The organism is Synergistaceae bacterium (assembly GCA_031267575.1).
GTDB lineage: Bacteria > Synergistota > Synergistia > Synergistales > Aminobacteriaceae > JAIRYN01.
On sequence record JAIRYN010000007.1, the window covers coordinates 1 to 23598 of the forward strand.

Below are 23598 nucleotides of genomic sequence, written 5' to 3' on the forward strand. Positions count from 1 at the left end.
AATGTATCCAATATCGAGCAAAAACTTCGAAAATCGCAGTTATTTGTTATCTCGTCCGATCATGAGGGAATTCCAAACGCGTTACTCGAAGCGTTGGCTGTAGGATTGCCGTGTGTTACAACTGAATTTACAGGTGGAGGATGCGGCGAATGTATCAACAACAATATTAACGGCCTTATTGTGCCGGTCGGCGACGTTACGGCTTTGGCGGAAGCGATGCTCAAGATTTTGCGAGACGAGGAGTTTGCCGCACGTTTGAGTCAAAACGCGAAATTAACTAGTCTTAGGAGATATTACCCGGATGTTATATTCGAAAAATGGGAATCATGCATTTTATCCGTGACGAAGAGAAAAGTAGAAGATTCATAATGCACTAGTGGAATAATCCGTACTTGCCGGATCAGCCAGTCCTACTGTAAATAGAACCAGGCTCTTACAAGCAGTTTTCGATACCCAATCTGCCCCAAGAACACCGCCAGCATATAAGCCGCCGCCGTAAACAACGCAGCCGTATTCGCTGAGTTCGGGAGGTTTCACATTCTTTCGCTCACGAAGTTCAGCTCTCAATTCTTCTGCGATCTAAGCGGCATACTGCCTTGTCGCGCCATACTTCGACTGGTAGTCTACCAATATTTTTTTATTCACTCTGTAATGTCCATTCACTGATAGATCTCATATTTATATTCATCTTATCTGAGTCGTGTTATCTGAGTCGTGGCATGTTACCAGCGAGGCTATATTTCATAACACAACGACGCACTTGCTGCTATTGCGTTTTTCATGTAGGCTGCCACTTCGAGATGGATAATAATCAAATGGAAACGAACCAGGCGCGAAACTTCCTATAACGACTGTTGAAACCTTGACAATGTCGTTTCCCTGCCTCGACGCTCCCATGATTTCCGTCTCCATTTCATATTGCTGACTTTTTTCCTTGAACCATTTCTTGCAATTGACAAACCCTTCGATAAGATGGTTTTCGCCAGTATCTTCGATACAAGTATCTTCCGAAAAATAGGGATCAATTGCATTCACATCGCCCTTTTTCGCCGTAAAATACGCTTCGATTTCCGCACTGATTTTCATAACGAATCCTCCCCGGTTCAATATCTGAACGGGTATTTGAGGATTTTGAGGATGCCGTTTTTTAACACTTCAAACCGTTTGTTATCCGGCTTGCTATTTCCCCATCGCGAGAAGTCCACTGCAATCCAATTTGAACCTGCCTTGTCAAAAATTGCCCGCAATTTGGTAAGGATTTGCTCTACATCAACTTGCCCTGTCGTCGAAAGGTTTTGCAGAGCGAAAAGGATCTGGTCTTGTTCTTCGTCCAAAATCGCGGCTTTATTCAGTACGTAATGCTCGTTAATGCCTATTGTTTCTTGTATTGGCGGAAAAGGTGAGATTCGAACTCACGGAGCAGTCACCCGCTCAATTGATTTCAAGTCAATCGCCTTCGACCACTCGGCCACTTTTCCGCGCATCATCAATATTATATATTATAACCCAAACGGCGCAGTTGGAGCGCCCCCAACCGCCAGTTCAGGCGATCATTTCCATGAACGCGCCCATACGGGTAGAAAGCTGTTCCACGTCGTTCTGTGAATAATCCGTCTCCACCGAGATGTAGGAAACGCCTTTTCCACCTTGGGCCGTTATCCGCTCACGGACCAGGAAACTCTCCACATTATAGGTGTGGCAGGCCTGAAGAATAATGTCCACTACCCCGTTTGCTTTGTATTCGTCGACCAAGGTCTCCAGCAGGTCGAGACGTTTGGGATTAGGAGACATGCAGGAACAGGGAATGCCCAAATATTTGACGGCCAGCGCCTCGTAAGGAGGAAGAGCTTCATTCACCATCTCGTAATTCGGTTTGATCCCACCGCAGTTTTCGAAGGCCACAATCACTCCGCCGTTTTCCTCGATGGCGCTGAAAACTTTTTCTAGGCTCTTCCCCGTGGGGCAACCGGTGACGACAATCCGCTGTTTGCCGGCTGAAACGCGGCGCTCGCCTGCCTCCCAGTTCTCCTGGAGCTTCGTCCTCAATTCTCGAATCATATCCAAAGCACGGGGATCACCAAAAGAGATTTTGAAAAACTCGTTGACAAGGTGCAGCTCTTGACCCGAAAGAAGAGGAGGATTCAGCTTCGAAAGCTCGTAAAAATCTTCCATCACGCGGCGCTCTTCGTTGCGTCTTTTTATCTCGCGGCTCAGATCATCCTCGGTGATCGTCACGCCCAGCGCTGTCTCCAGCTTGCGTGCCAGACTCTCGATCTCGGCTTGCCAAACGTTCAGAGCATCCACGCCGAAATACGTCTGGGGAAGCTGCATCACGTGAGTCGGGCGCAGACGATCCAGCAGCTCGTACATCTTCTTCTTGCCATCGCAGGTCGTTTCCCCTATAACCATGTCGCAGAAGTGGAAATAAGGGCAAGTGTCGGTCAGGGCAAAGCCGTAACTCGACTTGATCAGAGGACAGAGGTTGCGGGGTAGATGTTCTTCACCCGCCGCGATGGGCTTGTCGCTGGTACTGCAAAGAGAGACGGGAATGGCGCCCGCCGCGCGAATCACCTCGTATGGGGTGAACGCGCAGTAGCAACCCACCACCTTCTTACCTGAGTCCACTGCCTCTTTTATTTTTACCGGACCAGCAGGTATCGCGTTGCGCATGGCCTCGAACAGAGCCTCAATATCGTGCATGGAAGAATTTCACTCCTTAAAATTGAATTTCGTGAAAAAACGGTAACCGTTCAATCGAGCCTTCCCGCTAGTATTGCCGCGCCCAACGCGCCAGCCCAGCGAGCCAGGGGATCCGTGGTCACAGGCGCTTGCAATCTTTCCGAGAGTCTTTTCCGGAGGTATTCGCTTTCATAAAGCCCTCCGGATAGAAAAAATTCCCGGCCCCTGCCCTGCTTTCCGCACAGCGCCGCCACACGCGTCACAATAGATTCACAGATCGCAAAGGCGATGTCTTCCTTCGCTCTTCCGCTTCCAATCAGACCGATGACCTCGCTTTCGGCGAACACCGCGCACATTGCGCTGATGGTCACTCCGCCGCCCCGCTCCGCGAGAGCGAAGAGCCCCAGCAAATCCACGGCCAGAGTATTGGCCATGATCTCTAGAAAACGCCCGGTGCCCGCCGCGCACTTGTCGTTCATCAGAAATCCCGCGACTCTGCCGTTCGACAGAGAGATGACCTTCGTGTCCTGGCCGCCTATATCGACGACTGTACAGTCGCGTCCGAGAAGGCGAAACACCCCCTGCGCGTGACAACTGATCTCTGTGACGGTCTTCGAGGCGTAGGGAACGGAAACACGTCCGTAACCCGTGGCCACAACCCGCGTTTCCGTTACGTCGATTCCGCTCCTTTCCATGTCCTCCCGCAACTCCTTCGCCGCGCCGACGCTACTCCATCCCGTCGGGATAACTGCTTTATACAGGATGGCGCCGTCTTCATCAAGCACGATAGCTTTCGCGGCCGTGGAACCAATGTCCACGCCAATTTGAAAGTTTTTTTTGAAAAACATCTATACCTCACTCCGGGGTCGTGTACATGCGAATATTAAAACAACCGTAGCATAATAATAGGTTCAAAAAAAGTCAAAGATAGATCAAATCAATACCCAAGCCATGCAACGGGGGATGCCGGAGTAGTCTGTTATTTTTTTCGCAAGCCTCAGACAGGAAGGGGCTAAAGTTCGCATTTTTTCCGCTTGTTCTCCGTCCCCAATTTCCAGAAGCAGCGCGCCTCCCGGCCTTAGCCAAGAGGGAACGTGCCGAAAAAGCGTTCGATAAAAATCCATCCCATCTTTCCCGCCGTCCAGAGCCAGGCTAGGCTCGTAGTCTCGGATCTCTCTCATCAGGTTGGGTAAGGCCCTTGTGGGAATGTAAGGAGGGTTACTGATCACCAGATCCAGCGTTCCTTTTTTCAATGGAATGTCTTCGGGTTCCCGTGAATGCCACAAAAGACCTCGCTGATGCAAACCATAACGCGCCATATTTTTCCAAGCCCAGGCCAGAGACGCGGGGTTCTTCTCGGCTAGGATCGCTTTGGCGTCGGCGCGCTCCCTCAGAAGTATGATGCCGACGCAACCGCTACCTGTTCCCCAGTCTAGGAAAAGAGGGGAGAAGGGCGATGGCCGCAAATACTCCAGAGCCAGTTCCGTCAATAGTTCCGTCTCAGGGCGTGGAATCAGGACCCCCTTCCCCACCTCGAAGGAAAGACCCCAGAAATACGTCTCATTCAAGACGTACTGTAAAGGCTCTCGCTTCGCCCGGCGTCGGACAGTCTCCAAAATGGAAAAACATTGGCCGTCCGTGACAGTCTTCTCGGGGTGTCCTAAAATCTCGGCACGGGAAACACCCAAAACGTGGGTCAGAATCATATCCACCTCTCCCACGTTGTTTTCTATTCCCGCGCTTCTCAAACTTTCAATCAAAGACCTTCTCAAAACACCAAGGTTATTCTTTTTCCCTTCTTCTATATTCTCCCCCATAGTTTCCTTATATTTCCTCATGTCTCCAGGTTGTGGAGGCGCTCCGTCTGCTCTGCCAGTGTCATGGCGTCAGCCATCTCATACAAGTCGCCGTCCAAATAAGTGTCCAGCTTATACAAAGTCACGTTGATCCGGTGGTCCGTGATGCGGTTTTGAGGGTAGTTGTAGGTTCGGATACGCTCCGACCGGTCGCCGGAGCCGATCTGCCCCCGCCGCTCCGAGGCGACCTCCGCTGTTTGCTTTTGCAATTCGAGGTCATAGAGTTTCGTCTTCAGGTAAGTCATGGCTTTGGCGCGGTTTTTGATCTGGGAGCGTTCATCCTGACAAGTTACCACAATTCCCGTGGGCAGATGAGTGATGCGTACCGCGGAGTCCGTCATGTTGACGTGCTGTCCCCCCGCGCCGCTGGATCGATAGGTGTCGATCTTCAAGTCATCGGGGCGAATCTCCACTTCCACATCGTCCACCTCCGGTAGCACCGCCACCGTAGCCGCGGAGGTATGGATGCGTCCGCTGGCCTCCGTCGCGGGGACGCGCTGAACTCGATGGACGCCGCTTTCAAATTTCAGCTTACTGAAGGCGCCTTCTCCGTCGATGCGAAAGATGACCTCCTTGTAGCCCCCTATTCCCGTTTCGTTGGAGTCCAGAACCTCCATACGCCACCTCTGACGCTCGCAGAACCTGTTGTACATGCGATAAAGATCAGAGGCAAAAAGGGCGGCCTCTTCGCCTCCGGTTCCGGCCCGAATCTCGACCACAACGCTTTTTTCATCGTTGGGGTCCTGGGGCAGAAGCAGGAGCTTGAGCTCTTCCTCGAAGCCGTTCACCTGAGGTTCCAGCTTTTCGATCTCCTCAGCGGCCAAGGCTTCCATCTCGTCGTCGTCGCTCTTGAGCAGTTCCTTGGCCTCGGCAATGCTTTGCCGGGTCGAGCGATACAGGCGAAACTTCTCCACCACCGGCTCCAGTTGAGCGTGTTTTTTCCCTAATGACTGGAGTTCTTTCAAATCGGAGACAATGGAGGGATCGGCCATTTTCTTTTCGATATCGAGGTAGTCTTGTTCGATGGTTGCCAACTTGCTTTCGATGTCCATAAGATCACCGCCGTTCTTTCAGAGCTATTTCCAGAGAGGTCAAAGCGACCTCGATTTGACCCAAGTCGGGTTCCCGGGTCGTCAGGTACTGAAGACACAGCGTGGGGTAAACGAGAGTCTTTCCTAAGAATCCCGGTTTCGAGGCAAGGCGTATGATCTCGTAGGCGATCCCCACCACCAGGGGCAGCAAAACCACCCTAGACCCGATACGCCACAAGAGCCCGTTGCCTTTTATTACGGAGAAGACAGCGGTGCCGATCAGAATCGCGATCAAGAGAAAGGAAGTCCCACACCGGGGGTGAATCCGGGAGTAAGTGGCAATAGTCTGCGGTGTCAAGTCCGACGGCTTTTCTGGAGCGACAGTTTCAAAGGCGTTGATCGTCTTGTGCTCCGCCCCGTGGTAGCGGAAGACCTGACGGATGTCCTTCATCAGTCCGATGGTGACTACGTAGCCCACAAGTACTCCCGCCCGCGCAACACCCTCCAGGGTGTTTCTCGCGACCTCCGATAGCGCGAAAAAGTTCGTCACCACCTCCGAGAGCCACAGGGGCAAAGCGACGAATAGCCCCACTACGGCCACCACGCCAAACAGGATCGCCAGGCACAGGTCCCGTGTCGTCAGTTCTTCGCCGCTATCTTCCAGCGCGACCTCCGCCGACTTGCCAAGGGCCCGAAAGCCGCTGCCCATCATTTCGCACAAGTTTACCACGCCGCGAACCAGGGGGAGTTTCCAGGGGTATCGCTTTGCACGAGATCCGTTGAACCAAGCCTCTTCGTAGATCTCTCCATCGGGTCGTCGCACCGCCAGGCCCCAAAGCTCTGGTCCCTTCATCAAAACTCCCTCGATAACCGCCTGTCCCCCAACGAGAAGTTTTTCCGACGCTTGCGCCTGGGCTTGAGAAAACCAAGACTCCAGAACCCACCAGAGCGTTGCCGCGTTTGCCATATCACTCGTTTGTCGCAAGAAGATCCTCCATATTCTTATAAGGTCTGCCACAGGGCCTGACTTCCTCACACCGTCCCATGACGCAGGAGGGGCCCGCCAGGCTGAAAACCAGGGGAGCCGCCTTTCGGCACTGGGACAACATGAGGCGGGATAGCTCTCGTATTTCCCATTGAGCCCTCCGGCAGAGCCTGAGATTGAAAAAATGGTGAAGTTCACGGGCGTTCATGGTGAGGACGAGGCGGGTCTCCCAGCCATGAGGAAGGATGAAGCGAGCATCTTCCGCCGGCACGCCCCTTTCCATCAGAGCTTTGTAGACTTCGTGGGCGGCCTCCACTTGTCCCTCGAACAGCGCACAGCTCTCCGGGTCGGAGGCCACCGAGGGAGGCATCACTACCTCCGGCCTGTCCATGTGAACGTACCTCTGGCTCTGCTGGCTGTAACTGGCCACCCGATGACGAACCAGTTGATGGGAGGTCACGCGGCTCAAGCCATCCACACCGAAGGTAAAGGAGACGTGCTCGAAAGGGGAGTGGTGCCCGCCGCGCCAAAGCTCTTTCAGCAAACGCTCCGACGAGCTTTCTTCCGAGCTCTCTTCTTTGCGCTTCAGAAGATTCCCTGCGGAGATGTCGTTGTAACATATCCGCGCCGCCGCCACCACCAGGTCATCGGGATCTGGAGTGTGTCTCAGAAGATAGACCTTGCAGGACATACAAAAAAAGGGGCTATTGCAGCCCCTAGCTCTCCGTTTTTTGGCCGTAGTTGATTCCGGCGTATTTTTTCTGGAACTTTTCGAGGCGCCCGTCTGTTATGACTCTGCTTCCCCGTTTACCCGAATAGAAGGGGTGACATTGAGAGCATACCCCCACACGAATCTCTTTTTGCGTAGATCGCGTCATAAAGGAGTTTCCGCAGGCACAGTTTACTTTGCACTCCTGGTACGCGGGATGGATTTCTTTTTTCATCGTGTCAACACCTTTTCCGATCCTTTCAGCGTACTAATATCTATTCATAACTAGAAGATACGTTTCGCATAGTATTCTTTTGACTATGAAGTCAAAGGAAAAGTTGAATCTCGGCTCATAGAAATTTTCAATAGCTCTTGGAAAATAGCTCTTGGAACACGTATGAACCATCTACATGTATAACCCTCATAGCCTCAATGCCGTAGGCCCAAACGCTCGATCAGGCTTCGGTAACGGTTGAAATCCTTTTCCTTTAAGTAACGCAAAAGTTTTCTTCGGCGTCCCACCATTTTCAGCAGGCCCCGACGGGAGTGAAAGTCCTTGGTGTGTATTTTCAAATGTTCCGTCAGTACCCGGACCCTCTCGGTCAAAACGGCGACTTGGACCTCTGGGGAGCCCGTATCGGACTCATGGGTCTTGTAGGTCGCGATGACCTCTTGTTTCTTTTCTTTCTGAATCACACACATCACCTCTTCGATTAGTTGCCGCGAAGCCAAGCGGTACATCGATCCGTAGAACCTACGGCCTAGCCTCGGGTCAAAGAGTATGTTATCACCACCTGAAGCGGCGCGCAAGCCCGAAAGAGAGAGCCTAATACCGGAAGAGCCCCAAAGCACAATTGCGTCCTTCTCAAAGATCCATGACAAATATCGAGTGGACTTTCTCCAAATTTCCTCTTGACAAACGTCCCACCCCATGCTACCCGTGCTATAAATTTTCATGAAAAGATAGATAGTTCTGTGTATGTGAAATATTTTTTGAGGTCTATCGGAGATAAGTTTTTAAGTTTTACTGTCGTGGGCGTCCCATACGCTGACGGAGAAGCTGTTTTCCTCGGCTGCCTGGTACACCGTGTATAATCTCGCCATAATTGCTATATTATTGCATATATACTTTGCTAAGTATATATTTAATATTTAATTATCTACCATATACAACCCCCTTCCGAGAACGCATAAATAACAAAGCCGTTACCAATATCAAGGGCTGAGATCTATTCATCAGGGCAAGAGCATTTACTCTCGAATCCTTGATATGACTGACCTTATATGCTACGTAAAAATACCTATTCGAATATGTGAAGCTAGTGATTGGAATGCTTGACGGAAAGTAAATGCTGTTGCCCTGTTTGTTCATTAGCATATTAGACCTACCACTTATATTATACTTATTATATTATACTTATCGCTGTTTTCGTAAGTGCTCTTCGTCAGTGCTCAAGGAAACGGCGGCGAGGTGAGTCTTTGACAAATTTCGCCGACTTAAGTATTATTTTCAAGATAGTAAGGAATTTCCCCTTAAGCGGCGCTCATTTTCGTTCGAGGTTTTGCGACTCGACTGCGATTTACAAATTCGGCTCGGAGGTTTTGATTGATGAAGATCAATAACATGATGAAACAAGCGCAAAAGATGCAGGCCCAAATGATGCAGATTCAGGAGAAATTGGCCGAGGAAAAGGTCGAGGGCAATGCCGGCGGTGGAATGGTCAAAGCAGTCTTCACGGGTCAAGGAGATCTGGTCGAACTCAAGATCGACCCGGAGGTGATCAAGACCGAGGACGTGGAAATGCTGGAAGACTTGATCGTAGTCGCCATCAACGACGGACTCCAAAAAAGCAAGGAACTCGCTAACTCTCGCATGGGCGTCTTCACTAACGCGTTGGGCTCCTTGGGGCTCGGTTAAATTTGACGGACTCCATCGGGCGTCTGATCGCTTTCTTCAACAAATTTCCGGGCGTGGGGAACAAAAGCGCCAGAAGAATGGCCTTTTACCTGCTTCGTCAGGACAAATCCTTTCTCCGCGCTATGGGGAGCGCCATCGCTGAGCTGAAAGATCACCTCTTTACCTGTAGCGAGTGCGGCAATATCTCTGATTCCGATCCTTGCCCGGTCTGCAAAGACAGGCTGAGGGACAGGACGATTTTGTGCGTGGTGGAGAGCATCGACGACTTAGCCTCTTTTGAACAGGCAGGGATCTACAACGGATTGTATCACGTGTTGGGCGGCAAGGTTTCTCCTTTTGAAGATCAGGAGCTGAGTGAACCATGCGTGAATTTCCTACTGCGCCACTTAGAGGAGACCGGAGCTAGGGAAATTATCGTCGCGACGAACCCCAGAATGGAGGGAGACCTGACGTACTTTACCCTTTTGGAAATCCTAAAGAAAAGAGGAAGGGAGGGGCTGAAAATATCCCGTCTCGCTTTCGGGTTGCCCGTGGGAGGGTCCATCGAGTTCGCGGACCGCATGACACTGCATATGGCCCTGGAATCCAGGGTCAGCGTGGGCCTTGGGCAAAAATCCTAATAAATCATGAGTGAAACTATCGAAACCTATAAATCTTTTTCCTTTCTGATCGTCGCCGGAGGCAGAGGTAGCCGGATCGGGGGACAAGGAAAGCAGTTTCGTCCCTTGGGCGAAGAGGAAAAACCCCTCTGGCGCTGGAGCGTGGACTTGGCGTTTTCCGCCGCCTCGGAAGCTGGTACCGGCTTAAACGAGGTGAAAGAAGTAGTTTTGGTGCTACCTCAGGGTCATGAAACGCGCGAAATAGCGAATATTCAAGGTTCCTTGCCCCTTAAGGTGACTTTTGGAGGTCCTGTTCGCACAGATTCCGTGCGAAACGGGCTAAAAGCCGCTAGTTGTGACTACGTACTGGTGCACGACGCCGCACGTCCCTTTGCGAGCCTTGGTCTTCTTCGTGCTTTGATGGAACGCACCACCCCCACCGTGGGGGCTATTCCCGTCATGCCCATCACCGAGGCGATCAAGCGCCTGGATGGGGCGGGTAAGGTCTTGACCCTGGATAGAGAAGGTCTTTACGCGACCCAAACCCCTCAATCCTTTTTCCGCGAAACGTTGCTGCGGGTGTTGGAGAAGGAAAACGTTTTCTCCAAAGTCTCTAAAATTTTCAAAGATGAGGCCGAGGCCTGGCTAGCCGCCGGGTTCGATCTTTCTTGCGTGGAGGGGGAGCGGCTGAACTTCAAGGTGACCTGGCCGGAGGATTTGGAACTGGCGGAAGCCCTAGTGGCCAGCCGATGGAAAATACGACAGAATAGAGGCAAGGAGGAAGAGGAGGAAGAGGAAATGGTGCGCACGGGAATCGGCTACGACGTACACCGGTTGACGCCGGGAAGACCCCTTATTTTAGGGGGAGTGGAGGTACCTTTCTCCTTAGGGCTTTTAGGACACTCGGACGCCGACGTCCTGGCCCATGCCGTGGCCGACGCGCTCTTGGGGGCGGCGGGGCTACCCGACATCGGAAACCTGTTCCCCGCCTCGGACGAGAGCTACAGAGACGCGAATAGCTTGGAACTGCTTCAACGAGTGGTAGAACTTGTACAGAAAGAACGATGGGAAATCGTCTGGGTGGATGCCGTGATCGAGGCCCAGGTTCCACGTTTGAACGCCCACCTGCCGGCCATGAGAGAAAAACTTTCGGCAATTTTAAGTTGGCGCTCCGACAAACGGGATTCAGACGGCGACTTTTGCCCCAATTCCAAAGTCAACCTTAAAGTCAAGTCTGCCGAAAAAACGGGAGACCCTGGCCTGGGGCGGTCGATGATTTGCCGCGCCGTCGCGACCTTGAGGCGCGCCCAATACTGAGAGGAAGGATCCAGATGACGGTCCGCACACGTTTCGCCCCATCCCCGACGGGGGAACTGCACATCGGAGGCGCGAGAACAGCGCTTTTTAATTTTTTACTCGCCCGAGGCGCCAATGGGAAATTTGTCCTGCGCATCGACGACACGGACAGGGAGCGCTCACGCCCCCAGTATGAGCGACAGTTGATGGAGGACCTGCGATGGTTGGGGCTCCATTGGGACGAAGGGCCGGACCTGGACAAAAGCATGCCCGTTTCGTATCGTCAAAGCGAAAGGACGTCTTTTTACAAGGATGCCCTGGAGACTTTGCGAAAAAAGGAGTTAGTTTACCCTTGTTTTTGCTCCGAGGCGCGTTTGGAGACCCTACGTAAGGAACAGCTTTCGAGGAGCGAGCCGCCTCGGTACGATGGACTTTGTCGCCGCCTGTCCCACCAGCAAGTGGCGCGTAAAATCGATGAGGGCGAAAAACCCTGTTGGCGTTTCATTCTACCCAGCGTGCCCGTGACGTTTCACGACGCTGTAAGGGGCAATCTGACCTTTTCGCCTGGGGACATGGGGGATTTCGTCGCTGAGCGCAGCGATGGGGGGGTCACCTACATTTTCGCCAGCGTGGTGGACGACCATTTGATGGAAATCACCCACATCGTCCGGGGAGACGAGCATGTCCCCAACGCGGCGCGGCAGCAGGCGCTTTTCGAGGCTTTGGGTTGGACAGCCCCCGTCTACGCCCACATTCCCATGATTCTGTCTCAGGACCGGCAAAAACTCAGTAAACGCACTGGCTCGACTCCCGTGCTTCGATACCGGGAAGAGGGGTATTTACCCGAGGCTCTCACCGCGTATCTCTCGACCCTCAGTTGGACGCCCCCTACCGAAGGCTCACCCTTCTCTCTCTTTTCACTACAAGAAACGGCATCCGTCTTCTCCCTTTCCCGCATTTCCACGTCCTCGCCGGTTCACGACGAGACTCACCTGAGGTACTGGCAGAAGGAGGTCATGCGGAGAAGAGGGAGCCAGGCCCTTCTGAAACAACTGATGGAGGTCGTCCCCTCTTTTGAGGTTTTTGACGCTCCTCCCTTGAAACGACTGATTGACGACTTGCTCGAAGAAAACTACACCTTGCCGCTCTTGCGAGGAGCCCTGAGTTTCTTGCTCGAAAAACCCAAGGGAGGGCACGAGGCGTGGTTGCCGGAGCTAAAGGAGACATTGCGTTTAGCCGACCCTTGGACTGAGGAGGAGTTGAACCGAACGACGCGTACTTTCATGAAGGAGCGAGGCTTGAAAGGGAAGGAGTTTTTCCATCCTCTCCGATTGATCCTCACCGGGCGGGAAAGCGGAGCCGCCCTGACCTTGGTGATGTGCGCGCTGGGGAGGAATCGGGTCCTGAATCGCTTGGAATTTAATGAAAACAAGGAGGTGGGATGAATCATGAGCGGCATGTTCGCTCACAACAAGTTGTTCGAGACTTATTGTATGACGGGTAGGGAAAATCTTCCCTATCTGGAGGACGACGTTTTCGCGGACGAGAGCGTTATTACCACCGTGTTGGAAGACTATGAAATCTCTCTCGAAGACGATTGGTCGGACTTTATTAAGGACTTTTGCCTCTGATTTATACTCAGGGAGCGGTAGCTATAGCAATGGACCGGAACAAATCATAAAGTTCAGGAATCGCTTTTTTTAAAGAGACGGGGCGACTGTCTTCTTTTCGGTAAAAATAATGCCGGCTTTCCCCCGTCGTTCGTATTTCGTGAGTGGTGGCGTCTGTCACGTGGTAGCCGATGGTCATTTTGGAGTGTCCACAGGCGGGAAGTCCCACCAAGATGTTCACCGTATCCCCGAAACGCACCGGCGCGCGGTAATCGCAGGCGAAGCTCAAAACAGCGAACGTGATGCCCAGGGACTCCACCCGTTCGTAGGGAAAACCGATTTGAGACAAGAAGTCCACCCGGGCCTCCTCGAACCAATGGATATAATTGGCGTGGTGGATGACTCCCATTTGGTCTGTCTCGTAAAATTGCGCTTTTCGCACATAAGGAATAATATTCATAAATAAATACTCTCCAATATTTTTTGATTTCGGGCAGAGACGCGTGACCGTGCGCCTCCGCCGATCCGTAATAATACCTGTTCTCAGTATACCGTATATCCAATTTCCTCGATCAATGTACAATCAATAAAACTGATATTAAAACTGATATTAAAGGAGGGACTGCCATGTTTTCAAGAGTCACATGACGTGTTTTATGGGGGCAGGTTTGTCCGCCGCGAGGAAAGTGATAAATCCGCATAGAGATAGAGATATAGGAGGACGATGATCTATGGATAAAATATTGACCTCTCGTCAGGGTCCTTTGGTGGCTGGTGGGTTGTTGGGTGTTGCGGCGGCTTTGCTCGCCTATTGGGGGAACCCCGGCAATATGGGTTTCTGCGCGGCTTGTTTCACCCGCGACATCGCGGGAGCTTTGGGGTTTCACAGAGCGGGCATTGTCCAGTACCTACGACCTGAGATACCGGGCGTGATTCTCGGCGCTTTCGTTTCGGCCTTGGCCTTTCGTGAATACGCACCCCGCAGCGGTTCTTCGCCTATGGTACGCTTCTTTCTTGGAGTCTGTGCCATGTTCGGCGCCCTGGTCTTCCTGGGTTGCCCCTGGAGGGCCTACCTTAGAGTGGCCGGCGGCGACTGGAACGCTCTTTACGGCGTTGGAGGTCTCGCTGTTGGGGTCTTGGTCGGTATCGCGTTTTTGTGGAATGGCTTCAGCCTTGGGGCCTCCGAACGCAATCCGAAGGCGACGGGTTTTGTTATGCCTCTACTCGCCCTGGTCTTGTTGGCATTCGTTTTCGTCGCGCCCCTGTTCGGTCCGGAAAAGACGGGCCCGATCTTTTTCTCCAAAGAAGGGCCGGGCTCTCAACACGCGCCTCTTCTGATCTCCCTGGCGGCGGGGCTGTTGGTCGGATGGCTGGCGCAACGGAGCCGCTTCTGCACTGTGGGCGCGCTCCGGGACCTGCTCATGATGGGGGACGGGCATCTTTTCAAAGGCATTGTTTCCTTCACCGCGGCGGCTTTTCTCGTCAACTACGGGTTGCAGCGTTTTCACCCTGGGTTTGAGGGGCAGCCCGTGGCTCACACTCAGGAGCTGTGGAATTTCCTGGGCATGGTTCTGTCGGGCCTGGCTTTCACTTTGGCCGGCGGGTGTCCCGGCCGTCAGCTCATCATGGCCGGCGAGGGCGACGGTGACGCGGGCGTCTTCGTTCTGGGCATGTTGACGGGGGCCGCGCTGGCTCACAACTTCAGCGCCGCGTCCAGTGGGGCGGGTGTTGGGCCTTACGGCATTCCCGTGACGATCATCGGCTTGATCATCTGCGGCTCGATCGGCTTCGGCTGCCGGCAGAAAAGTGCATAACTTTAACTGTTTTTCATACTTCTAACTTTAGGCCTTTTACTTCAATTCTGTTTTTCACTCTTTTAACTTTAGGCCTTTTATTTCAATTTTATTTTTCACTCTTTTAACTTTAGGCCTTTTATTTCAATTCACTATAGGAAGGAGAAAAATCGAGATGAGTGATATGGTGACCGTGAACGCCGCCGGGTTGTCCTGTCCCCAGCCCGTGCTGGAAACCAAAAAAGTTTTGGACAAGATGACATCGGGCAAGGTGGAGGTACTGGTGGACACGGCGACTTCCCGAGACAACGTGGCGCGCTTCGCCGAGAATAAAGGCTGGAAAACCGCCAAAGAAGAACGCCTCAACGGATACAAAGTTTTATTGGAAAAGTAAAGTCTTAAAGTAAAGTCTTATTGAAAAAGTGAGATTAAAATACAGTAGAGACGTATAGTCGTGCGTCTCTACTGTTGGGGACAGATAGGGAGTGCTTTCGATGTTCAAGTTTTTTTTATTGTCCGCGTTTTTCGCCGTTTTGACCGCTGTGGGCGGGATTCTTTCTATCCCCATGCCCTTGATTCCCTTTACGATGCAGTTCTTTTTTGTGTTGATGTCGGGACTGTTGCTGGGTCCCAAATACGGCCCCCTGTCCCAGATCCTGTACATCACGATGGGGCTGATCGGTTTACCGGTCTTCGCCGGGGGCATGGGAGGGTTGCAACGGATATTCTCTCCCAGTTTTGGCTTCCTGCTGGGATTCATCGCCGCCTCGTGGCTGACGGGCCTTCTATGCTTCGGGGGATTTTTCGGCGAGCTCCCCAAGGCGAAGACGTTTTTTCAATATTCCCTCGTCTGCTTGGCAGCGACTGCGCTGATGTACGTCGTGGCGCTTCCTTGCTTCTACCTCAATATGAACTACCTGACGAACACGCCCGTCAGCCTCGAAAAAACGTTCCAGATCGCCTTTTTACCTTTCGTCGTTCCGGACACCATCAAGGCTGTGGCGGCCGGCGCTCTGGCCTACCGCACGATTCCTCTGCTGCGGGAGGGCGGTATGTTGCCGAAGTAATAGATGTCCCTATAATCTTGCTGCGCCCGACTTTTTGGCCACTTCGGCGACGGCTTTCGCCACGGCCGGCACCACTCGCGAGTCCAGAGTCCGAGGCAAAATATAATCCGCGGACAATTCCGAGGCGCTCACCAGGTTAGCCAAAGCGCGAGACGCGGCCAGCTTCATCTCTTGGTTGATGTACCTGGCGCGCACGTCGAGAGCTCCACGGAAAATTCCCGGAAACCCTAGGCAGTTGTTGACCTGGTTGGGAAAGTCGCTGCGGCCCGTGCCCACCACGGCAGCGCCAGCCGCCTTGGCTTCGTCGGGGAAAATTTCGGGCGTGGGGTTGGCCATTGCGAAAAGAACCGCGTTCTTTGCCATGTTTTTTACCATGTCGCCGGTTACGGTGCCGGGCGCGGAGACCCCCATGAAAACGTCCGCTCCTTTCAAGACGTTAGCAAGACTCCCCCGCTCCTGAGCCGGGTTGGTTGTTGCCGCCATTTCCTTTTTGACGGAGTTTATCCCCGCGCCGCGCCTCTTGTAGATGGCTCCGGTTCGGTCGCACAGAATGACGTTTTTCGCCCCGGCGAACATCAGAAACTTGCAGATGGCTATTCCTGCCGCTCCGGCGCCGTTCAAAACGATTTTCACGTCCGATAGTTTCTTGCCCACGATTTTTAAGCCGTTCAGGAGTCCCGCGAGAGCGATGACTGCCGTCCCATGCTGGTCGTCGTGGAAAACAGGAATGTCGCACTTGGCCTGGAGCTTGCGCTCGATCTCGAAGCACCGGGGCGCGGAAATGTCCTCCAGGTTAATGCCACCCAAGCCCGGGGTGAGGAGATACGCCGTCTCCACGATGGTGTCCACATCCTGGCTGCGCAGGGCCAAAGGAAAGGAGTCGATGTCGGCAAATCGCTTGAACAGGATGCTCTTCCCCTCCATTACGGGAAGCGACGCCTCGGGCCCGATGTTGCCCAAACCCAACACCGCACTGCCGTCGGTAATCACAGCCACGGTGTTCCATTTGGAGGTCACTTCGTAAACCGCGTCGGGGTCGCGCACAATTTCGCGGCAAGGTTCCGCTACGCCGGGCGTGTAGGCTATGGAAAGGTCGTCCATACTTTCCATGGGCATTTTACTTCCCGTGAAAAGTTTTCCTTTGAACGCGCGGTGGGCGGCCAACGACCTGGCGGCGATATCCTCGTTGCTCATCAGAAGATGACCTCCATCACTTCACAGCGACTTTAAGGTAGCCGAGTATCCCTCGTCGTCAAGGATCGCGGCCACTTTTTCGGGCGCGTCCGTTTCCAAGCGCACCTCTTTCGCGCTCAGATCCACCTCGTAGCCGGAAAAGCCGGCCCCGTCCAGAGCCTTCGAAATGGCCTTCACGCAATGCTCACAAGACATATCGGGAACGGAAAACACTTTTTTCACTTTAAAACCCTCCTTTAATTATTATGATTCTCATATCGCCAAAAGCAGGTCTCGCATTTTCGCCATGCCTTTGGTTGCCGGTTCTTTGATGATGGTAAAATTATCCGGAATCTGTGACTCGTCGGCGTTGGGATCGACCAAAAACGCCTTCACGTTCTCGGGCAACCTCTGCGCCAAACCCGCGGCGGGATATACCACCAAAGACGTTCCGATGGCCGCGAAAAAATCGGCGCTCCAAGTGAGTTTTTCGGCTTCCATAATCAGGGGAACGGACTCGCCGAACCAGACGATGTGAGGACGCAGTTGCCCGCCATCTTCCGCCAACTGTCCCATACGGATATCCTCATAGCCAATATCGTAGATCCGCTCTTCGTTCCAAACGCTCCGCGCTTTGGTCAGTTCCCCGTGCAAGTGCAAGACGTTAGTGCTGCCTGCGCGTTCGTGGAGGTTGTCCACGTTTTGCGTGACAATGTGCACATCGAAATGTTCCTCCAGCTCCGCCAGGATCTTGTGCGCTTCGTTAGGTTGCGTCGTGGCCAGTTGTTTTCGGCGTTGGTTGTAAAAATCCAATATCAGCGCTGGGTTATTTTTCCATCCCGCGGCGCTGGCGACCTCCATAACGTCGTGATTCTCCCAAAGCCCGTCATTGTCTCGGAACGTCTTTATCCCGCTCTCCGCGCTCACGCCAGCCCCGGTCAAAACCACCAGCCTTTTTTTCACGTCCGTACCCCCTTTGCCGGGTAAAAGTTATCCACTTCATTATAACCCGGCAATCCGGTTACGTCCGTTTTATTGGGTGTATTGCCCTGACCGCTGTGTCGGTAGATTTGCCTTTGGGCGCTTTTCATCTTAAAATTAAAATGTATTCACGGAAGGACACATAAAATGTATTCACGGAAGGACACAAAGGGCACAACGGAAGGACACATATGTTGGAAAAGTGAAGAGCCTGATGCCGAATCGGACTCACCGAAATTTGGGCGATGAGATATTCTACGGGAGGCAGCCCAGAACGAGGAGGAGAAATTTATGATCATCGGGCAAGACACGCTGTCTATCATCGAGGCTTTGCACGACCCTGTGCTACTCGTCAGTCAAAGAGGAAAAATTGTAAACGCCAATGGTGTATTTTTCCAGAACTGGGAATTAACCGAGAGCGACCTGGCTGACGCGCAGTTGATCGACCTGTATTCCAATAAAGTGATAAAGCGAGGGTTGTTTCGCCTTTTCATCAAGGCTCTGCGAGGGCAACGCGACGCCAGCTTCACTTTTCCTCACCGCAACCCGGACAAAATGGTCAAAAACGTTTTGGCCACCGCCTGCCGGGCAGCCTTCGGCGACCAGGAACACGTCGTTTTCACCTTTAAGGAGATCCCAACCCAGAAGGTGGTGATCGCGGACGACGAGGGGACCAGTTCTTGGAAGGCCTACTTCGATCTGGCCTATGAGCCTTATGTGGAGTTTCGCCCCGCGGAACCCATCTCACCCTTCCAGGAATCGGGAGACAGGGCGTCCTACCTAGAAATCGCGGGGGACTCCCTACAAGTCAATTTCGCCAATAAAGCGGCCGCTAAATTCTACAAAGGCGAGGCAGGGTCTCTGATAGGTGAGAGTTTTTCCTCGTTCTTCAACGACAAAATCGACGCGATCCGTTTTCTGGATATGCTCGCTGTCGTGGGCCAAATAAAAGCCGAGACCACCGTTATCGCCTGTGGCAAGCCTGCTCAGGTGGAGATGCACTGCATGGTCAAATTCAGCGAGTCGGGTGCCATCGATGCGATTTATTGCGCTCAACGAGATCTGACGGGCCGTCAGCGTTACGAGGCAATCATCGGGGACAGCCGGATAGAAATGGACTTTATCTTCAACCAACCATTTGCCGGGTTTGCTTTCCTCGCTCCCGCCAGCCCCATCGAGCGTCCCCAGGCCGATAACGTGGACAAGATACTCGATACGATGCTGAACGAGATCGTCATTATGCGGGTTAATCAAGCAATGCTAGATATTTACGGCACCGACAGAGCCCGGTTTCTCTTGAAGTCCATGAAGGCGCTTTTTGCCGATCCAGACATCGCGCGTCAAGTGTTGAAAGAGCTTTTCGTGATTCGCGCAACCTCGGTCGAAAGATACGCCGTGTCGGAGGAAATGATCGAGAACCTCCTCGAACGAGCCTCCACCTACCAAGCCCTCTTCGACTCCGCGGACCGCTTGTGCGGGGTTTTTGTTGCCACCTCGAAACACCCTCTCGGCTACAAACCGCGCCACAGCAACAAAACAGAATGCGTCGCGCTGAGGGGCAACAGAACCACATAAATGCCAGGCCTAGTGTCGGGGACGCGCGATGTACCACCAGCGTTTATTTCGCTGGACAGCCGCCTTCTCCTCCCGGAAAGGCAGCGCGGCATCGAAAATAGGAGGAATCACCGTTTCCCCGCGTTCGTTGGCATAGCCCCATCCGCCGGACAGAGACTCGAAAGGAACGATCTCCTCTCCGGTGGTCTCCGCGTTGTCTATCGTATTTTGAGATCCAGAGTTTTGGGATCCAGAGTACAGATCCCAGATTTTACCGTCGCGGTTCACGTAACGCCCTCCGCCGCTTTCCGCCTCCACCCGCGCCATACCCAAGGCAAAGCGCGGGGCGACGGTCCTCCAAGGCGCGAAGGCCGCCTTGATAACAGTCCGGCCCCGGCGGTCGATAAATCCCGTTTTTCCTCCGATCAAAACCGCCGCCAGCCCTTCGGAGAAACTCCCGATCTCCGCCTCCAGCCTGGGAACACCGAATCGAGGTTTGATAGCTATGCGCCCTTTGTTGTCGATGTATCCCACCTGTTTGTTCACCCGAACGGCGGCAAGCCCTTCGCTGAACGCCCAGGCGTAATGGTATTGGTTTTTGACGACCCATCGCCCGCCTTTGTCGATGTAGCCCCAGCGGTTTTTCAGCTTGGCCGCGGCCAAATTCTCACGGAAGGGACCTGCGGCCTCAAAAGCGAAGGGAATAACCACAGTCCCGCGCCTGTCGATATAACCCCATTTGTCTCCAGACGCGACGGCCGCCAGATCCTCCGAGAAATCGCCCGCATCTTGGAAACCCACGGCGAAAGCCAACTGACCCTCCGCATCAAGGTAATACCTTTTGCCCCTGTACCCGACAACAGCCAGTCTTTCGGAAAAGGACCGGGCTTCCTCAAAAGCGATTCCGAACAGAGGCATGATCTTCCGCCCCAAATATCCCCAACGTCCGTTGGCGTCTCGGACGTGGCCTAACCCCTCGGAAAAAGGCCATGTCTCCAGATAAATAGGATCCGCGGCCCATGCGCCCTTGCGATCGATATATCCCCAGCGATCCAGGAAACGCGCGCTGGCAACGCCCTCGGAAAAACTCATCGCGTCGTCAAAGACGGCGTCGATCTCTAGTTTCCCAGAGGTGGCGATATATCCCCATTTTTGTCCTTTCCGCACGGCGGCAAGTCCTTCGCCGAAACTCCGCACAGCATCGTAAAAGGGCTGCACCGCCCACCGGCCATTATGGTCCACAAATCCCCAGTGCCCCGCGGAGGCCACGCCGGCCAGTCCACCCGAGAAGACGTATCCATGAAAAACGGCGTCGTAACTGGGAGCGACGATCCATTGCCCATCCAGGCCGATGAAGCCGATCTTGTCATTGGTGCGCATCATCGCCCGATCTTCTACAAAAGGCCATGCTTCCTGGTGCCAGGGGGGGACGATCCAGTCTCCTCTCTTGTCGATGAACCCATGCCCCCCTGCGACCACCACCGCGGCCCGTCCTTGATAAAACTCTCCAGCCACGTCGAAGCTGGCCGGTATTGTCGGCTTTCCCTTGGAGTCCACGTAGCCCCATTTGTCCATGAAGCGCACAGCAGCAAGCCCCTCGTTGAAGGGAGCCGCCGCTTCATAATCGGGACTCACGAGAAAAGCTCCCTCACGGTCGATGAAACCCCATCCCGATTTCTCCTGAACCGGCGCCGCTCCTTCCCGAAAGGGCATGGCCGCAAGCAGCCGGGGCGGCACGATCCATTTTCCTCTGGGGTCGATGTACCCCCACAGGCCATTGACCTTCACAGCCGCGAGACCCTCCGAAAACCGCGTTACCTGATCGTACACGGGAGATATCAGCCACTCCAGATCTGAGGCCCTCGCCTCCCATTCCCAAAAGAGGATTTTCCAGAGAAGAAAAAACAGTAACAGGATCCGCGAAACAGCCCAGATTTTTTTCGTCATTTTCATTTATTTTGTCTCTTTTATCTTGTCTCTTTATCGGAGTTCATTGCGGCATCTTACGCCGGCTTTGGGGCAGATGGTCTGGGGAAGCCGCGTTCCACAGCGTGTAGAATCCCTCTCCGTCGGGTTCCTCCGCGGCGCCCAGAAACTCCAGAACCGCTTTGCCCGCTTGACGCGCCTTCCACAGTTCATTCGGAGATAAACCGGCGTGATTGAACCGAGGGCTTGTCCCGGCGTAGACCGTTTCGATCAAAAATTTTCCTTTGGGGCGGGTGGTCGAGACCCAGATGGGGGCCACGGAAACGTGAGAGATGCGCGCCTGTTCCCCATGTTTTTTTTCCACGTCCACCGCCAGGATAGCGCTTCTTTCGCGGGGTATTATTCGTTGGTACGAGATGAAATTACCCAGAGAATAAGCTGTGAGGCTGTAGCCGCGGTCCGAGGAGGTGATCTCCATAGGCTGAAGTACGTGAGGATGTGTTCCAATCACGATGTGCGCGCCCCTTTCCACACTGAAGGCAGCCGCCTCTCGCTGGCGTTTTGTGGGGATAAACTGGTATTCGTTCCCCCAGTGGAAACAAGCCACAACAATGTCGGGACTGGACTCCCACGCTTGGGCAAGTCCCGACTCCACCGAGGCGTTGGAAATAAGGTTCAGACGGACATCGCCTGACGCCAAAACATCGCCGGAGGTCAAGGCTTCGCTAGAGCTCAAGGCTTCACTGGATGCCACAGCATGGTTACTGCCGTAGCTGTAGTTGACGAAAGCCCAGCGAAATCCCGCATATTCCACAAAGAGGGGCTCGTTAGGCTTCACTTCTCCGCGGCCAAGGCCCGTCCAGAGAATGTCGGCGCTGTCCAGCACCGTTATCGTCCGCGCGGCGCCTGTGAGCCCCCTGTCCAGAATGTGGTTGTTGGCCAAAGTCACCAAATCCACGCCCAGGTCGGACAAGGCGTCCGTCAGTTCATCTGGCGTGTTGAAGGAGGGGTAGCCGGCAAAACCTCTTTTCTCTCCCGCGAAAACGGTCTCCAAATTTCCCACCACAAAAGCGTTTTGGAAAAGGGGCTTCACGCGACGGAACTGATGGGTGAAATTCCAAACGTTTCCTTTAAGCGCCCCCTGGATCTGCTCCTTGTGGACCATGATGTCCCCAACGAAAACCAGGCGAGCGCGGCATTCCCTAGTCTCCTGGGCCCAAGCCGCCATCTCCCAGAGAAAGCACAACAATAGACCCCACATCGAAACATAACGGGGGTTTTTCCAGATCCAGATCCAGCGCGACCCCGCGCCGCATTCACTGCGTTCCTTTTCCAAAATTTTCACCTCGCTCGCGTTTTCAATGAGTTGATCGTACATGAGTTGATTGTACCCGAAGTGTGCTTTAGTGTACTCCATGAAGCGGCAGGTGAAAACGAAAGAACACGCGAAACGATATATTGATATACCCTGCCATGATAAAATAAAAATAAGAAATTTCCGTCACGAGAGGTGAGACATCATGACAACGACAACACGCGAACCAGAAATGGGCTTGACGTTCGAGAAGGTCTGGGCGATGTTTCAGGAAACAGACCAACGTATGCGGGAATTGAGCGAAAATGCCGACCGACATATGCGGGAATTGAGCGAAGAAACCGCTCGACAAATGCGAGAGACCGACAGAAAGATACAGGAGGTCGTTAAGCAAATCAAAGAAACCGACATTCGCATTGGGAATTTGGGCAATCGATTTGGGGAACTGGCTGAACACTTGGTAGCTCCCAATATTGTACAGAAGTTCAACGCTCTTGGTTTCCATTTTGACGAGATTTCCGGCCTGCGTCAGGTTATTAATGACGAAAGCAGCGGACAAAAAATCGCGGAATTCGATATTCTTCTGGAAAACGGGGATTGCATCATTGGTGTGGAGGTGAAAACGAAACCTTCCTATGACGATGTGGGAGACCACGTGCGACGCTTGAAGATCCTGCGTCTCATCAAAGACAAAAAAGGTGACAAACGGAAAATCCACGGCGCTCTCGCGGGAGCCATCATGACGTCGAGTGTCAAAACCGCCGCTCTCAAAGCGGGCCTTTATGTTATCACGCAGACCGGTGACACCGTGAAGATCGACGTCCCAGAGGGATTTATCCCCCAAGTGTGGTAATGGCTGACGGTGGAGACGGTAAACCGATATGTCCATGCTCCGCGCTATGAGAATGAACTGAAGGAAGGGATTTTGGGACCTGTCACCATTCCTTATATATATATTGATATACCCTGCCATGATAAAATAAAAACAAGAAATTTCCGTCACGAGAGGTGAGACATCATGACAACGACAACACGCGAACCAGAAATGGGATTGACGTTCGAGAAGGTCTGGGCGATGTTCCAGGCAACAGACCAGCGTATGCGGG

27 protein-coding genes and 1 tRNA gene are annotated in these 23598 nt (G+C 53.2%); 11 read left to right on the forward strand and 17 right to left on the reverse strand.

Translation table 11 applies throughout. The annotated features are described in order from the left end of the window. The coding region (locus tag LBJ36_00740) for a glycosyltransferase (protein MDR1377569.1) at positions 1–369 on the forward strand (369 nt) is incomplete at its 5' end. 372 nt (positions 370–741) lie between these two features. Here LBJ36_00740 and LBJ36_00745 read toward each other — a convergent pair. The 11 genes from LBJ36_00745 to rpsO form a co-directional block, all read right to left on the reverse strand. Then, entirely contained in the window at positions 742–1086 is a 345-nt protein-coding gene (locus LBJ36_00745; protein ID MDR1377570.1) for a hypothetical protein, read from the reverse strand. A gap of 17 nt (positions 1087–1103) precedes the next feature. Then, the gene (locus LBJ36_00750; GenBank protein ID MDR1377571.1) at positions 1104–1334 is read right to left on the reverse strand and encodes a hypothetical protein; all 231 of its coding nucleotides are present in this window, start codon (positions 1332–1334) and stop codon (positions 1104–1106) included. A 54-nt stretch (positions 1335–1388) separates the two neighbouring features. Next, a tRNA-Ser gene (locus tag LBJ36_00755) sits at positions 1389–1478 on the reverse strand. A gap of 64 nt (positions 1479–1542) precedes the next feature. Then, positions 1543–2700 carry a 2-hydroxyacyl-CoA dehydratase family protein gene (locus tag LBJ36_00760; GenBank protein ID MDR1377572.1) on the reverse strand — a complete coding sequence of 386 codons (1158 nt, stop codon included), beginning with the start codon at positions 2698–2700 and terminating at the stop codon, positions 1543–1545. A 50-nt stretch (positions 2701–2750) separates the two neighbouring features. Then, the gene (locus tag LBJ36_00765; protein MDR1377573.1) at positions 2751–3527 is read right to left on the reverse strand and encodes an acyl-CoA dehydratase activase; all 777 of its coding nucleotides are present in this window, start codon (positions 3525–3527) and stop codon (positions 2751–2753) included. An 84-nt stretch (positions 3528–3611) separates the two neighbouring features. Next, the gene (gene prmC, locus LBJ36_00770; protein MDR1377574.1) at positions 3612–4496 is read right to left on the reverse strand and encodes a peptide chain release factor N(5)-glutamine methyltransferase; all 885 of its coding nucleotides are present in this window, start codon (positions 4494–4496) and stop codon (positions 3612–3614) included. A gap of 17 nt (positions 4497–4513) precedes the next feature. Beyond that, positions 4514–5587: a peptide chain release factor 1 gene (prfA, locus tag LBJ36_00775; protein ID MDR1377575.1), complete on the reverse strand. Its 1074-nt coding sequence runs from the start codon at positions 5585–5587 to the stop codon at positions 4514–4516. A gap of 4 nt (positions 5588–5591) precedes the next feature. Next, positions 5592–6533: a DUF1385 domain-containing protein gene (locus tag LBJ36_00780; GenBank protein ID MDR1377576.1), complete on the reverse strand. Its 942-nt coding sequence runs from the start codon at positions 6531–6533 to the stop codon at positions 5592–5594. 1 nt (position 6534) lies between these two features. Beyond that, on the reverse strand, positions 6535–7242 hold the full coding sequence (thyX, locus tag LBJ36_00785) for an FAD-dependent thymidylate synthase (protein ID MDR1377577.1): 708 nt from the start codon (positions 7240–7242) through the stop codon (positions 6535–6537). Between the two features lie 25 nt (positions 7243–7267). Beyond that, entirely contained in the window at positions 7268–7495 is a 228-nt protein-coding gene (gene rpmE, locus LBJ36_00790; protein ID MDR1377578.1) for a 50S ribosomal protein L31, read from the reverse strand. A gap of 194 nt (positions 7496–7689) precedes the next feature. Continuing rightward, entirely contained in the window at positions 7690–7962 is a 273-nt protein-coding gene (gene rpsO / locus LBJ36_00795; protein ID MDR1377579.1) for a 30S ribosomal protein S15, read from the reverse strand. A 907-nt stretch (positions 7963–8869) separates the two neighbouring features. Here rpsO and LBJ36_00800 point away from each other — a divergent pair. Genes LBJ36_00800 through LBJ36_00820 form a run of 5 tightly spaced genes read left to right on the forward strand, consistent with a single transcriptional unit; the run spans position 8870 to position 12704 of the window. Further along, positions 8870–9178 (forward strand): YbaB/EbfC family nucleoid-associated protein, encoded by a 309-nt coding sequence (locus LBJ36_00800; GenBank protein ID MDR1377580.1) that lies wholly within the window; start codon positions 8870–8872, stop codon positions 9176–9178. A 2-nt stretch (positions 9179–9180) separates the two neighbouring features. Then, positions 9181–9798 (forward strand): recombination mediator RecR, encoded by a 618-nt coding sequence (recR, locus tag LBJ36_00805; GenBank protein MDR1377581.1) that lies wholly within the window; start codon positions 9181–9183, stop codon positions 9796–9798. A gap of 6 nt (positions 9799–9804) precedes the next feature. Then, positions 9805–11094: a 2-C-methyl-D-erythritol 2,4-cyclodiphosphate synthase gene (ispF, locus tag LBJ36_00810; GenBank protein MDR1377582.1), complete on the forward strand. Its 1290-nt coding sequence runs from the start codon at positions 9805–9807 to the stop codon at positions 11092–11094. 14 nt (positions 11095–11108) lie between these two features. After that, positions 11109–12518, forward strand: coding sequence for a glutamate--tRNA ligase (gene gltX / locus LBJ36_00815; protein ID MDR1377583.1), 1410 nt, complete (start codon positions 11109–11111; stop codon positions 12516–12518). A 3-nt stretch (positions 12519–12521) separates the two neighbouring features. Beyond that, complete coding sequence (locus LBJ36_00820; protein ID MDR1377584.1) at positions 12522–12704, forward strand: hypothetical protein; 183 nt, start codon at positions 12522–12524, stop codon at positions 12702–12704. Positions 12705–12711: 7 nt separating this feature from the next. Here LBJ36_00820 and LBJ36_00825 read toward each other — a convergent pair whose 3' ends face one another. Continuing rightward, positions 12712–13143 (reverse strand): acyl-CoA thioesterase, encoded by a 432-nt coding sequence (locus LBJ36_00825; protein ID MDR1377585.1) that lies wholly within the window; start codon positions 13141–13143, stop codon positions 12712–12714. Positions 13144–13414: 271 nt separating this feature from the next. Here LBJ36_00825 and LBJ36_00830 point away from each other — a divergent pair, with 271 nt between their 5' ends. From LBJ36_00830 to LBJ36_00840, 3 genes are all read left to right on the forward strand, one after another. After that, positions 13415–14497 carry a YedE-related selenium metabolism membrane protein gene (locus tag LBJ36_00830; protein ID MDR1377586.1) on the forward strand — a complete coding sequence of 361 codons (1083 nt, stop codon included), beginning with the start codon at positions 13415–13417 and terminating at the stop codon, positions 14495–14497. 154 nt (positions 14498–14651) lie between these two features. Further along, entirely contained in the window at positions 14652–14870 is a 219-nt protein-coding gene (locus LBJ36_00835; GenBank protein MDR1377587.1) for a sulfurtransferase TusA family protein, read from the forward strand. Positions 14871–14970: 100 nt separating this feature from the next. Beyond that, complete coding sequence (locus LBJ36_00840) at positions 14971–15543, forward strand: biotin transporter BioY (protein ID MDR1377588.1); 573 nt, start codon at positions 14971–14973, stop codon at positions 15541–15543. 9 nt (positions 15544–15552) lie between these two features. On the opposite strand, the gene LBJ36_00845 is transcribed toward LBJ36_00840, so the two are convergent. Genes LBJ36_00845 through LBJ36_00855 form a run of 3 tightly spaced genes read right to left on the reverse strand, consistent with a single transcriptional unit; the run spans position 15553 to position 17679 of the window. Further along, a complete protein-coding gene (locus LBJ36_00845) occupies positions 15553–16737 on the reverse strand; it encodes an NAD-dependent malic enzyme (protein ID MDR1377589.1) in 1185 nt (394 codons plus the stop codon). Between the two features lie 21 nt (positions 16738–16758). Next, complete coding sequence (locus LBJ36_00850; GenBank protein MDR1377590.1) at positions 16759–16959, reverse strand: heavy-metal-associated domain-containing protein; 201 nt, start codon at positions 16957–16959, stop codon at positions 16759–16761. A 30-nt stretch (positions 16960–16989) separates the two neighbouring features. Continuing rightward, on the reverse strand, positions 16990–17679 hold the full coding sequence (locus LBJ36_00855) for an NAD-dependent deacylase (GenBank protein MDR1377591.1): 690 nt from the start codon (positions 17677–17679) through the stop codon (positions 16990–16992). A gap of 309 nt (positions 17680–17988) precedes the next feature. Between LBJ36_00855 and LBJ36_00860 the strand changes: the two genes are divergently transcribed. Next, positions 17989–19272, forward strand: coding sequence for a PAS domain-containing protein (locus LBJ36_00860; GenBank protein MDR1377592.1), 1284 nt, complete (start codon positions 17989–17991; stop codon positions 19270–19272). Between the two features lie 9 nt (positions 19273–19281). Here the strand turns inward: LBJ36_00860 and LBJ36_00865 are convergent, their stop codons facing one another. Together LBJ36_00865 and LBJ36_00870 are read right to left on the reverse strand one after the other, a co-directional pair. Continuing rightward, positions 19282–21204: a WG repeat-containing protein gene (locus LBJ36_00865; protein MDR1377593.1), complete on the reverse strand. Its 1923-nt coding sequence runs from the start codon at positions 21202–21204 to the stop codon at positions 19282–19284. 37 nt (positions 21205–21241) lie between these two features. Then, positions 21242–22594 (reverse strand): CapA family protein, encoded by a 1353-nt coding sequence (locus LBJ36_00870; GenBank protein MDR1377594.1) that lies wholly within the window; start codon positions 22592–22594, stop codon positions 21242–21244. A 103-nt stretch (positions 22595–22697) separates the two neighbouring features. Between LBJ36_00870 and LBJ36_00875 the strand changes: the two genes are divergently transcribed. After that, positions 22698–23345: a hypothetical protein gene (locus LBJ36_00875; protein MDR1377595.1), complete on the forward strand. Its 648-nt coding sequence runs from the start codon at positions 22698–22700 to the stop codon at positions 23343–23345. Positions 23346–23598 lie beyond the last annotated feature (253 nt).

What these genes read in the sequence shown, in the direction of transcription:
- LBJ36_00835 (MDR1377587.1), top strand. Translation starts at nt 14,652, where the DNA reads ATGAGTGATATGGTGACCGTGAACGCCGCCGGGTTGTCCTGTCCCCAG.
- LBJ36_00765 (MDR1377573.1), bottom strand. Translation starts at nt 3,527, where the DNA reads ATGTTTTTCAAAAAAAACTTTCAAATTGGCGTGGACATTGGTTCCACG.
- gltX (MDR1377583.1), top strand. Translation starts at nt 11,109, where the DNA reads ATGACGGTCCGCACACGTTTCGCCCCATCCCCGACGGGGGAACTGCAC.
- prmC (MDR1377574.1), bottom strand. Translation starts at nt 4,496, where the DNA reads ATGGGGGAGAATATAGAAGAAGGGAAAAAGAATAACCTTGGTGTTTTG.
- LBJ36_00745 (MDR1377570.1), bottom strand. Translation starts at nt 1,086, where the DNA reads ATGAAAATCAGTGCGGAAATCGAAGCGTATTTTACGGCGAAAAAGGGC.
- LBJ36_00870 (MDR1377594.1), bottom strand. Translation starts at nt 22,594, where the DNA reads ATGGAGTACACTAAAGCACACTTCGGGTACAATCAACTCATGTACGAT.
- LBJ36_00840 (MDR1377588.1), top strand. Translation starts at nt 14,971, where the DNA reads ATGTTCAAGTTTTTTTTATTGTCCGCGTTTTTCGCCGTTTTGACCGCT.
- ispF (MDR1377582.1), top strand. Translation starts at nt 9,805, where the DNA reads ATGAGTGAAACTATCGAAACCTATAAATCTTTTTCCTTTCTGATCGTC.
- LBJ36_00825 (MDR1377585.1), bottom strand. Translation starts at nt 13,143, where the DNA reads ATGAATATTATTCCTTATGTGCGAAAAGCGCAATTTTACGAGACAGAC.
- LBJ36_00780 (MDR1377576.1), bottom strand. Translation starts at nt 6,533, where the DNA reads ATGGCAAACGCGGCAACGCTCTGGTGGGTTCTGGAGTCTTGGTTTTCT.
- LBJ36_00820 (MDR1377584.1), top strand. Translation starts at nt 12,522, where the DNA reads ATGAGCGGCATGTTCGCTCACAACAAGTTGTTCGAGACTTATTGTATG.
- LBJ36_00845 (MDR1377589.1), bottom strand. Translation starts at nt 16,737, where the DNA reads ATGAGCAACGAGGATATCGCCGCCAGGTCGTTGGCCGCCCACCGCGCG.
- LBJ36_00865 (MDR1377593.1), bottom strand. Translation starts at nt 21,204, where the DNA reads ATGAAAATGACGAAAAAAATCTGGGCTGTTTCGCGGATCCTGTTACTG.
- thyX (MDR1377577.1), bottom strand. Translation starts at nt 7,242, where the DNA reads ATGTCCTGCAAGGTCTATCTTCTGAGACACACTCCAGATCCCGATGAC.
- LBJ36_00860 (MDR1377592.1), top strand. Translation starts at nt 17,989, where the DNA reads ATGATCATCGGGCAAGACACGCTGTCTATCATCGAGGCTTTGCACGAC.
- LBJ36_00830 (MDR1377586.1), top strand. Translation starts at nt 13,415, where the DNA reads ATGGATAAAATATTGACCTCTCGTCAGGGTCCTTTGGTGGCTGGTGGG.
- LBJ36_00760 (MDR1377572.1), bottom strand. Translation starts at nt 2,700, where the DNA reads ATGCACGATATTGAGGCTCTGTTCGAGGCCATGCGCAACGCGATACCT.
- LBJ36_00875 (MDR1377595.1), top strand. Translation starts at nt 22,698, where the DNA reads ATGACAACGACAACACGCGAACCAGAAATGGGCTTGACGTTCGAGAAG.
- LBJ36_00800 (MDR1377580.1), top strand. Translation starts at nt 8,870, where the DNA reads ATGAAGATCAATAACATGATGAAACAAGCGCAAAAGATGCAGGCCCAA.
- prfA (MDR1377575.1), bottom strand. Translation starts at nt 5,587, where the DNA reads ATGGACATCGAAAGCAAGTTGGCAACCATCGAACAAGACTACCTCGAT.
- rpsO (MDR1377579.1), bottom strand. Translation starts at nt 7,962, where the DNA reads ATGTGTGTGATTCAGAAAGAAAAGAAACAAGAGGTCATCGCGACCTAC.
- rpmE (MDR1377578.1), bottom strand. Translation starts at nt 7,495, where the DNA reads ATGAAAAAAGAAATCCATCCCGCGTACCAGGAGTGCAAAGTAAACTGT.